The 10,282-nt window shown below is 67.8% G+C and carries 6 protein-coding genes; 1 reads left to right on the top strand and 5 read right to left on the bottom strand.

The window, feature by feature from the left end; genetic code table 11:
* Positions 1 to 281 precede the first annotated feature (281 nt).
* From AB0J02_RS41960 to AB0J02_RS41945, 4 genes are all read right to left on the bottom strand, one after another.
* Positions 282 to 659: an STAS domain-containing protein gene (locus AB0J02_RS41960; protein ID WP_363199179.1), complete on the bottom strand. Its 378-nt coding sequence runs from the start codon at positions 657 to 659 to the stop codon at positions 282 to 284.
* Between the two features lie 307 nt (positions 660 to 966).
* Positions 967 to 1,608: a DUF6461 domain-containing protein gene (locus AB0J02_RS41955; RefSeq protein WP_363199178.1), complete on the bottom strand. Its 642-nt coding sequence runs from the start codon at positions 1,606 to 1,608 to the stop codon at positions 967 to 969.
* 72 nt (positions 1,609 to 1,680) lie between these two features.
* Complete coding sequence (locus AB0J02_RS41950) at positions 1,681 to 3,111, bottom strand: SAV_2336 N-terminal domain-related protein (protein WP_363199177.1); 1,431 nt, start codon at positions 3,109 to 3,111, stop codon at positions 1,681 to 1,683.
* Complete coding sequence (locus AB0J02_RS41945) at positions 3,108 to 4,592, bottom strand: hypothetical protein (protein WP_363199176.1); 1,485 nt, start codon at positions 4,590 to 4,592, stop codon at positions 3,108 to 3,110. Before AB0J02_RS41945 ends, AB0J02_RS41950 begins: the two co-directional genes overlap by 4 nt.
* Before the next feature lie 167 nt (positions 4,593 to 4,759).
* Here AB0J02_RS41945 and AB0J02_RS41940 point away from each other — a divergent pair, with 167 nt between their 5' ends.
* Entirely contained in the window at positions 4,760 to 5,179 is a 420-nt protein-coding gene (locus AB0J02_RS41940) for a hypothetical protein (protein ID WP_363199175.1), read from the top strand.
* A 19-nt stretch (positions 5,180 to 5,198) separates the two neighbouring features.
* Here the strand turns inward: AB0J02_RS41940 and AB0J02_RS41935 are convergent, their stop codons facing one another.
* Entirely contained in the window at positions 5,199 to 10,226 is a 5,028-nt protein-coding gene (locus tag AB0J02_RS41935; protein WP_363199174.1) for a hypothetical protein, read from the bottom strand.
* Between the last annotated feature and the right edge of the window lie 56 nt (positions 10,227 to 10,282).

Raw genomic sequence — 10,282 nt, 5'->3', positions numbered from 1 at the left:
CTGCCGGGCCCCACGGTCTCTCCGGGGTACGAGAGAAACCATAGCCACAGCACGGGCCAATGTCTACTCCCGCCAACATAGGTTTTCGCGGTTCGGAGGGGAGGTAATCCACTCTGCGCAGAGCACCCTGCACGGGGTGGGAACAGATCCGAGCCCGGTCGATGCCGGCGTTGTCGGGCGTGCGGGGAGGCGCAAGCCGAAGAAACAGGCCAGCCCTGATCCGCGTGTTCGCCCTTGTCGGCGAACAGGGCGCGGCGGCCCGGCCGGCACCTGCGTACGCGCTAGTCGAGAGCCGGTGCGGCTCCGGCCACGGCCTCTTCCAGGGTGCCCACCGGCTGGAACAGCTCGTCGAGCCCCAGGAGGCGCAGGATCCGCAGGACGAAGGGCTGAGGGCATACCAGTTGGAGGCTCCCACCGCGGGCGCGGGTCCGTCGTCGGGCGGTGCAGAGAAGACCGATTCCGGCGCAGTCGAAGAACGCCGTCTCGGACAGATCAATGATGGTCAAGGGCTCGGGCGAGGAGATCGTGTCCGTCAGGTACGGTCCGATCGCGATGGCGGCAGCCAGGTCGATCGCGCCGCGGAATTCGAGGACGGTGTGAAGGCGGTGCTGATAGACACGCAGGTGCTCGGTCAGGATTGGGGCGCCACTGACGATCACGGCGGCATCACCTCTGCGATGGCGGGCTACCCGCTTCGGGGCAGCTGGTCGATGACCACCGGGGTCTGGGGTGACAATGCGGGTCAGCGTAGAGGGACATCCGGTACCACCAGAAGCGCAGAAACGGTTCCCGACCGTGAGATACCCCCGTCGGGATGAATGTCCTCGTAAGAGATTGACATGCCGCGGGGAACTGCGCGTGGCAAAGGCCAGGTTGAGGCGAGGCGGGGCTCGAGACCGAGGCGAACCTGAGAGGACTCGCCGACCGGGCGTCCCGGCGCCTGGGCCCCTCAACCAGGGCTTGCGGTCACCAGGAGGCAGGGGGCGAGGTACGGGTGACCACGGCGGGAAGCCGCCCGCTCTCGATCATCTGTCGCGGGAGTGACAGCGTGAAATGCTCGCCGACGACCTTCAAGGCCCGGCGCCTCTCTTCGAGAAGCGGCGATTCCTCGTCGTTGCCGAGCCAGTCGTCGAGGGAGTCTTCCGCAGGGATGACACCGGCCGCCTCCAGCGCCGGCCGCAGCAGGTCGGGCTGGGCGCCGGCGGGTTCGTACCCAAAGCCCAACTCGAAGTGCAGCTGTACCTCACCGTCGGAGTGGTAGCTGAAGAAGGAGGGCGGGTCGTCCGGCCGGGGGTCGAAGATCAGTACCTCGGCGCCCCGGGACACGGCCGGGTCCAGGGCCCAGCCTTCGCTGCCCACGCACTCCACGATGAACGACCACTCACCGCTCCGGCCGATACGGCCGACGCAGTAGATCTGCGTGAGGTCGACCATGCGATGCGCTTCCTGGATGGTGAGGGCAGGCCCGATCTCGACAGGCGAATGGTCGGCCATGCGTGCGGCCAGCTGCTCGGGGCCGATGCCGCGGGCGCAAGTGACGTACAGGTCACCGGCGTCAAGGTTCGCGCCGCACCAGGATTCGGCGATCCACTCAAGGCTGTCGGGCATTGCCTCTACTTCTTCCGTACACAGGTGGGCTGACGGGGCACAGCGAGAACGTAGTACGAACCCGATGGAAGCTCAGGAGTTCGGCTGCTTCTTGAACTCATCGATGTTGGCGCTCATCCGTTTGAGCGCCGCGTTGTGGTCGCCTGGCGGCTGCGCTTCGAAGATCGCGCGTTCCACCTCCAAGTACGCCAGGTTCTCGGCGGTGACCTGGGTGCGGTCGGGTGGGCTGAGGTCTTCGATGCGCTGCGTCAGACCCTGTACCGCCGGAATGGTTCTGGCCAGATGGTCCTCGACGATGCGCGCGACGTCGACGCAGTCGCTGTGGCCTTTGCCCTGCCGGGAGAACAGTTGGGCGCGCACGTCGGGCCGGAAGTCGAAGACGACCTGGTCGAACGGAGCGTTGCCGGGGTCGTGCGTATTGATGACCTGGATGAGTCCGCTGTTGAGGATGTCCGCCAGGTGACGTGGGCCCGTGCCGGGGGCGAGCAGACCCGCTATGAGCTGCATGATGTGACGGTTGAGCGGGGCCGCGGCGAGCAGGGTGGTCAGCCTCGCTGTCTCGGGCAGGGTGGTGCCGAGAAAGTCGACGAGCCGTTGGTGCAGGTCTTGCGGTGGGGCGGTATCGCGCTTGGGACGGTGCGTGGCAGGCACGAGAAGCGCTTGCTGGTGGATCCACTCACTTGAGTAGAGCAGGCGGCACCACGGTTCGATCCACCGCTTGTTGAGTTCCATGACGGGGATGATGGTGTCGTCGTCCGCGGGCTCCGGCGCACTGTCCAGAGCGTCGAGGGGCGAGGCGTCCGTGGGCCGCACGTCGAAGGTGCCGTTGTGGCCTCCGAGGATCGAGGAGCGCAGGACCACGGGCGATGTTGTGCGCAGGGCGGAGCGTTTCCAGTCCTCATGAGGCTGGACGTGAAGAATGGCGACCGGGTGGTGTCGTGCCCAGTCGTGCAGGTGGCCGTGGAGCGGTTCGGCGTCCCAGGCAGGGCCTACGGTGTCGGAGATGAGAAGGACGATCTTCCGTCGTTCGCTGGTGCCCAGCCCCGCGTTGGCGAGGGCCCCCTGGTCGAACAGGGGTCGTTGGGGGTCGTAGCCCTGACTGTGGAGTTTGACGACGTGGATGTCCGCGAAGAGCGGGATGCGGTGGGTGCTGATGACGAAGGCGTTGACCGTGGGATACCACGCGGCCATGGAGGCACCGGTGTCGATGATGAGGACGAGGTCCCAGTGCGAGCGGCGGTGGTGTGCGCGTGGGGCGGCGCCCGGTGCGTTGGGCACGGGCGCGGGCCTGGCCGACGGTTGCTCTTCGTCGAGGATGTCCAGGGTGTGCAGGGCGCGAGCTGCCAGACCGGCGTGCTCGACACGGGGTTTCGGCCATTCCTTGGGCGGCAGGGTGAAGATCGACTGAGGCGGGAGGGCTCGTAGGGGAAACTCGGAGGACGCGTGGCGGTTGCCCTGTGGGGTGGAGGTGATGAGCCAGTCGGTGTCGGCTATGTCGCTCACGACAGACTGGCTTCCGCGGGTGCCACCAGATCGTGCACTGCGGGCAGAGTGTTGTCGGGATCGTCCCAGATGAGGGTGATGTCGCGTGCGGTGTCGCTGGGCGCCCGGTCGTGGAGGGTTCGGGCGCGCAAGGCGTTGACGCGCAGGGGAAGCTGGTCCAGAGGCCCCTCGTCGATGAGGCGGCGTGCGATGGTGCGGAAGGCCGGGGAGCAGTCGTGGCGGTGCCACAGGATGGCGGGGGCGCCGGTGCGCAGTGCTTCGATGAACTCGGCGCGTCCTCGGCTTTCGCTGGGCGGGTTTTGAAGGATGACGGGGTCGCTGGTAATGACCTGTTCCGTGGCAACGGGCGCGGGCGTTGCCGGCTGAGGCCGGTTGGCACGTGTGCGCGGGTTCGGCTCGTCGCTCTGGTCGTTGATGAGGCTCTGCCAGCGTGCTCGCCAGGCCTCTTCGATGGTGGGCAGTTCGAGACGGTCCAGGCTGCGCACGATGACCGGCGCATCCGCCCCGGGGCGCTCGGAATCCGCGCACCATTCCCAGACGGGCTGGTTGATGAGTGCCAGGGGGAGCCAGAACTCGATGAGCGGACGCCGGGCAGTGTGGGGGCTCTGGGAGAACCACTGGCTCAGGCGCTGGATGACCGCTGTGGGCAGGTCGTTGCCCCTGACGGCACGGGAGTCCTCGTCGCGCAGGGCCGGGGATGTGCTGCCGATGCCGTCCCGGTGCCACATGCGCAGCGTGTACTGATCGTCGTTGAGCCCGTCGGGAAGGAGGACGAACATCACGCGAGCGTGTCCTGCTTCGGGCAGGACGTAGTCTGCGGCCGCTCTACGGCATTGCAGGAGTTGGCTCTGCAGGCCCCAGGAGTCGGCCTTGCCGGTGGTCCATCGCTGCAGGCGCCCGCGCTCCGACGGGCTGGACGCCGCAAGGTATTCCAAGTAGGCCAGGAAGGGCGGCAGTCCGCTGGGCAGGACGTTGCGCCGCAGGAGATGCAGGACGGTCGGCCACGCCTGCGTGCAGTGTGGGGGGAGGTCGGCCGACAGGGGTGGCAGGCAGGCACGGGCAGCGGAAAGCGCGCGGGCCTCGGAGACCTTTGGCACGAGAGACCGAAGGTGGGTCATCTCGGTGACGGAGACCCATTTCTGCGCGGCTCTCCAGTCGGCGAGTGTGCGTAAGGGGGCGGCCGACACCGGGTCCTGGGTGACCTGCTCGATGGCTCCCGCGAGAGTTTCCGCCGAGGAGACCTCTCGGGCGCACAAGTCGAGGAGCTGCCGTACCTGCATGCGGTAGGGCGCCGAGGCGTCGATGTGGTCGCGGATGTCGCGATGGCTGCTCGTGACGCGCCACAGCATGTCGCGAGCGGCTTCGGGAGTGTTGAGCCGCGGGCTTGCGCCGAGCCGCCGTTCTATGGCCGTCCACTGCGCGGCAATGGCGGGGTCACCCGAGAGCTCGGTGCCGGCCGTCGTGTGCTGCTGTTCCGTCATGGCGAATCACTCCTGCGGAGCCGGTTGGTGCGCGGCGGGTTGGCGGCCGGTGCGTAGCGCGGTGCGGGTCCATAGTGGAGGCGGCGTCTGTAGCTGGATAGGGCGTGCGGGAACGATTTACTCGTTCGGGTGCGACACGGCGGTGAACCGTCCACACTCTCTCTTCTATGGACGCAAGTGGACTGGCTGCGTGGGCGGCCGCGGTCACGAGTGCGGCGACGCTGGTCGTGACTACGTGGGTGGGGGGCCGCAGGGAGCGTCATCGCTGGCTGCGTGAGGCTCTGACGGAGGCGTTCGTGGCGTTCCTCGGATCCAGTTGGCGGCATTCCGACGTGGCACGTGGCGAGGAGTCGGACGCACAGCACGCCGCGTTGGCGGCGGAGTACGAGGAGATGCGTCAGCAACTGACGCGATTGCGGCTGCTGGCCGGGACCGAGGTGGTGAAGGCCGGCGAGGCCCTCGTGCGCTCGCACCGCGCCGTCCAGGAGGCGGGATCCGGGCCGGTGAGAGAGCAGGCGTTGGTGCGTGCCTCGCAAGGACGGCGCGCGGTGCTGGCCGCCGCACAGAAGTTGATGGGACTGTGGTGAGGGCCCGCCGCCTTTCGGGTCATCGCACATAGCGGCCCAGCTTGGTTTCGACGCTGTCGCGAATGTGGGTGAGGGCGGCCAGCCGCGGGGGTTCGATGGCCGGCTCTCTGAGACGGTCGCTGATCCATGCGGCCACCGCGGCGGTGGGCTCGGGCTCGGTGGCAACGCCCGGTCTTGGCTTGGGGCCGCCGGGGGTGCACGGGCCGGGGAGCCAGTGCATCACGATATTCAGGACGGCATGCTGCAAAAGCGCATCGCCCGCGTCGAGCTGCTCCATGAGCGTGTTCCAGTCGCCGAGGAATCCGAGGGCGATCAGTCGAGCGCGGTGCAGACTGGCGTGCGCGCCCGCGTCATAGGTGACTTCTTTGAGGTGGTACTGCAGCGAATAGGCCTTGTTCGCGGCGTCCGGCTGCTCGGCGATCTCCAGGCGTGTCAGGTAGGCGAGCGCGACGAGGGCGTGTGCCGCGATGACGGTGTCGACGACCCCGTGGAGTGGGTGCGCGTGCCGGATGAGGTGGTGCTGGTTGTCCGGGTGGAAGGCGACCTGTCGGACGAAGTCGATGTGCTGGTGCAGTCCGGTGCTTGCGGCGAGCAGCACGAACCGGTGCGCGTCGATGCCGGTGACGGTGGTCTGGGGTCTGAGACCTTCCAGCGCGGCGACGTGTGTGGCGCTGAGCGGGACGGGTTCGAAGTAGGGCGCGTCGATCAGCACATCCGTCGTGCTGAGCAGTTTCAGTTTCTCGCCGGTGCTGAGGCCGGGACTGTCGAGGAAGAGCGCGCTCTCGGTGTGATCGGGGGCGCTGCGGCGCCAGGCGAGTGCCCACGGCCAGGCGAGGGCGTGGGGAGCGGCGCTCTTGCGTAATTCCTCGTCCACCATGAGCGCCGCGCGGGGGCGTGCCTGGGTATCGAGGCTGCTGACCGCACCGACCAGGGCCGACAGCGCTTCGAGGTAGCCGTTCGCGATGCCGGGAGCGTGTGTGCGCACGATGCCGTCCACGGCGGCGATGTCCTCCGCGCTCAGTCCATGGACGAAGCCGGCCAGGGTCAGCAGACGTGCGGGGCCTGCCGCGGCGGCGAGTTGCTGCCAGGTTCCGCGGGCGGGCATCCGGCCCTGCTGGAGCATGCGGTGCGCTGCCACGGCCGCGTCCAGATCACCGGCTCCTGACAGCAGCGCCGGCCAGTCGTAGTCGTCCGCGTCGGCGCGGAGCATCTTGGCCCGCGCGCCCTGCCCATCGGCCGCGGTGCAGTGCTGGGCAGCCGTGTCCAGCAGCTGGTCCCATCCTGGGGCGTCGGCGAAACCCGCGCCGAAACGATGCTCAAGAAGGGTGTCCACGCGTCCGTGAGCCGCCAGCGCCGTCAGCAAGTCCATGCGTTCCCGGTGGAGTTGGAGAACGGCTGCTCTCTCGGTCTCGGTGTGGCTGCTCCCGCGCAGCCGGCGGGCCAGCTGTGCCAGCCGCTCCGTGCAGGCGTCGGCGTAGACGGTGGAGAGCTTCTGGCTGGGAACTATCTCCAGTTGCTGCAGTGCCTGCCACGCCTGCGCGACCACCGCCCACGGGCCGTTCGGGGTGATGTGGTCCCAGACATGGCCCGCCAGCCCGTTCAGTTTGGCGGCCGCGACACTGCGCAGGGCGCGCACCGTCACCTCGTCGTCGCCCTCGGACGGCGGCCGGTCGAACACGACGGTCAGTACCCTGACCAGCGCCTCGTCGGCTTCCGGCACGAACCATTGGTGCATCATCACCAGGCCGTCGAGGGCGTCGGCCGCCGCGGGGCCTTCGAGGGCGACCGATTCCAGGATCTCCTTCGCCTGCGGTGTGCCGTTCTTGGCCAGCGCGTAGATCGTCTGCCGTCGCACCGGGGCGGCGGTGTCGGGGTTGTTGAGCGTGTCGCGCAGGGTCTGCAGCACCTGTTCGCGCAGCGGGCCGAAGCAGTCCGGCGGGGCTGCCTGCAGCAGCCAGGTTCCGTAGACGATGTTGACGTCCAGCGCGGTGTCCAGCACCTTGCCGACCATCTCCTGGTCGGTGTCGGGGTTGGCGACCAGCAGCTGCGCCGCGTCTCGGCAGTGGAACTGCAGGATGCGGCTGCACACGACGTCCGTCGGCTTCTTCTGGAGCATGGCGGCCACGCAGTAGGCGTGGACGATCGGGTTGGCGAAGGTGATCCAGGCTTTGTTGGGATCATGAACTATGGCTTCGGAGCGCAGCAGAGCGTCCAGGGTCCGCTCCGCGTCATGGAGGCCGAAGTTGTTCAGGAGCGAGACGGCCCGCTCGTACGGCAGCGCCGCGCCGTGTTCGTCCATCTCGTAGGCGAGGCGGCGCAGGAACTTCAGCCGGCGGTCGATCTCGCCCTCTTCGTCACTGTGCACCAAGCGCCGGACGAACTCCTCGACGAGCCGCCCCGGATTGGTGGTGCGAAAGTCGTCCTCGTCCAAGTAGTGCTTGATCATCATGCGCAGGAACAGCGGCTTGGTCGCGAGGTCGCGCAGACCACCCGCGCCCGTGTCCTTGAAGATCGTGTCGTAGAGGAGGCGCACGCGGGGCCGCCACCCGATCGCGTCGCTCTTGCGTATGTGGTCCTCGATGTAGTCACGCGCCTGACTGGCTCGCACCTTGTGCAGGGCCACTGCCTGCCACCCCAGTACATCGGGCTGATAGTCCAGGCCACGCTGACACAGCACGATACGCATGGAGGGGCAGCGCAGGCTCACTTGCTTGATCCAGGCCAGGACTCTCGGCTTGTCATCGGCGTCGATCTGGTGGAATTCGTCGACGATGAGGCAGATGCCGCCTGCCTCGAGCAGGCACGTCCACACGGAACTCGACATGTCCTCCGGAACGTCGCCGCATGCGCGCAGGCACTCCGCCACGACGCTCGGGGTGAACTCTTCTCCGGCCGTGCTCCCGTCGGTGCGCAACTGCTGGCTCAGAGTCAGTGCGTTGACCAGCAGCGGCCACGGTGTACTCGTGGCACCTGTCCCGTTCTCGTCCTGCGTGTGCAGATCCTCGCTGAGCAGCCGGGCACGGAGCTCGGAGACGACGGTCGTCTTGCCGCTTCCGCACTCCCCCACCAGGACCAGGTGGCGGCGCCGCTCCGTCAGCAGGTCCAGAGCCTCCCGTGGGGAGGGCTCCAGCGCTCCGTCCCCTTGCGTGATCAGTGGCTCGCCCACATCGAGGTAGCGGCCGGTGAGCGGGATGTAGGCGAACGTGAAGGGACACCTCGTGCGCAGTTCTGCCAGTTCCGTGTGCGCGGGCCCCTCCAAGATCGCTTGCAGAAGAAGCGGATCGAAACCCGAAATCTGGGATTCCTGAGCGCCGTGGGCAGCGATGAGCAGCTCCAGGACACGAGGATCTTGCACGGCATGAGGAGTGAGCAAAGCAGCGCGCAGCGACGCCAGTTGCTCGTCGCCCCAGGTCGAGAAGAGGGTGTGGTGATCGTCCCGCAGCCCCTCACTGGCGACACCGGCGACAGCGGCACAGACTCCGACCCGGTGCGCGCTCTGCTCCGTATCAGGGAACTTCAACGCACGCAGCGCCGAAAGCGTCAGGTGGTCGAGCATTTGCCGCGCAGGGTGTTCGGCTTCCACCCGGGTAGCCACCTGCATCGCCGCGCGGCGCACCTCCCACAGCACGAGCAGCAGTCGCGCCCCCCTGTCCGACTCCTGGGCCTGATGGGCGAGAGAGGCCACGAGCTTGTCCAGGCAGTCCATGGCGACCCCGTGCTCGGCGAGCATGCACAGCACGGCCAACTGGCTCTGCACCCTGACCAGTTGTTCCCATGAGAGCCCCGCGCCCTCCAGCTCGCGCAGCAGGCAGACCTCGAGCCAGGTGTAGTCGCTGAACGTCAGGGCGGCTTCGTCGTCCTGCTCCAACGCGTTCGCGAAGTCGATCACGTAGGCGTGCGAGTCGACCAAAAGGATGTTGCGGGGGTTGAGGTCTCCGTGCAGGACGCTGAAGACGCGTTTGCGCCGGGGGGCGGCAAGGATGCCGTGCAGGCTGCGCAACGGGTGGTCCACTGTGACCTCTTGGTAGCGCAGATGCTCGGTAGTCTCGTCGCCCTGCAGTAGGTCCAGGAAACGGACCAGACGCTGCGACCACAGCGCCGAACGCGTCTGCACCACCTCGGCGCTCAGGCGGATACTAGCGACGCCCGAGAACTCACGCACCAGATTCCGGGATACGCCCGCCCCGTGCCCCACCACACGTACGGAGGCCACATGGTCCACGGTGCCTTCCAGCTTTGCGGGAGACAGGACAGGACGGTCCACGCGGAGGAAGATCCGCTGACCGGGGGTGAGACCCCGCTCCGGTCCCGGCGGGGCGGTCGACGTACGGCGCAGACTCTCACCGTCATGCGCCGTCAGCCCGAGTTCCTCCGCATCGGGGGAGCCCACGCTGAGCTCGACCGCGACATCGTCAGGTCTGACACGTTCATAGCGAAGATGGGCGTCCACGCCGAGCGACCGATTGCAGACGGCCAGTCTCGCGTCGCGGGCGCGTGCGTTGCGGTGCAGGTGGCCGGCCAGACGGGCCATCGTCTTGCGCAAGATGTGACACGACCGCTCAGTGGCTTCGCCGGACATCACGCCCTCACGGACGAGGTCCTCCAGCGTCCGCAGCTCCTGCGGGCCGCCCCCCTCCCGCTCCTGCGCATGCTGGTAGACCACCACCTGCCGCGGGTAGCCGTCCTTGTTCCGCGGCGGCTCCAGCACCTCACGACTGGCGGCCACCAACGGCACGAGCGAGGAATACTCGCGTCCGGGGTCCATGCCGCGCCCGCGGCGCCACTCCTCAGTGGCCTCTTGCAGAGAGGACAGTTTGGCGACCTGCTGCCGGCTGTCCTGCGGAGGTGCCAGCTCCAATCGCAGTTCCAGGACCTGCGATCCGCTCCGGCCGCCGGCCAGGCGTCGTACGACCCACACCGTCCGCAGCTCGGTCGGCCAATGCCCAACGTCCCCTTCCGAGGGCACATTCGACAGCGCCGAGCGGATGATCCCCCACTCCTTGCGCGCGATACCGCAGTCGTCCTCGAACTCGACCGTCCAACCCACAGCGCCCCCCACTGGCACACCAAAGTGTCTAGATGTGCTGCACATCACACACAGTC

The organism is Streptomyces sp. NPDC050264, assembly GCF_040655895.1.
Lineage (GTDB): Bacteria > Actinomycetota > Actinomycetes > Streptomycetales > Streptomycetaceae > Streptomyces.
This window is presented reverse-complemented; position numbering and strand designations above follow the sequence as displayed.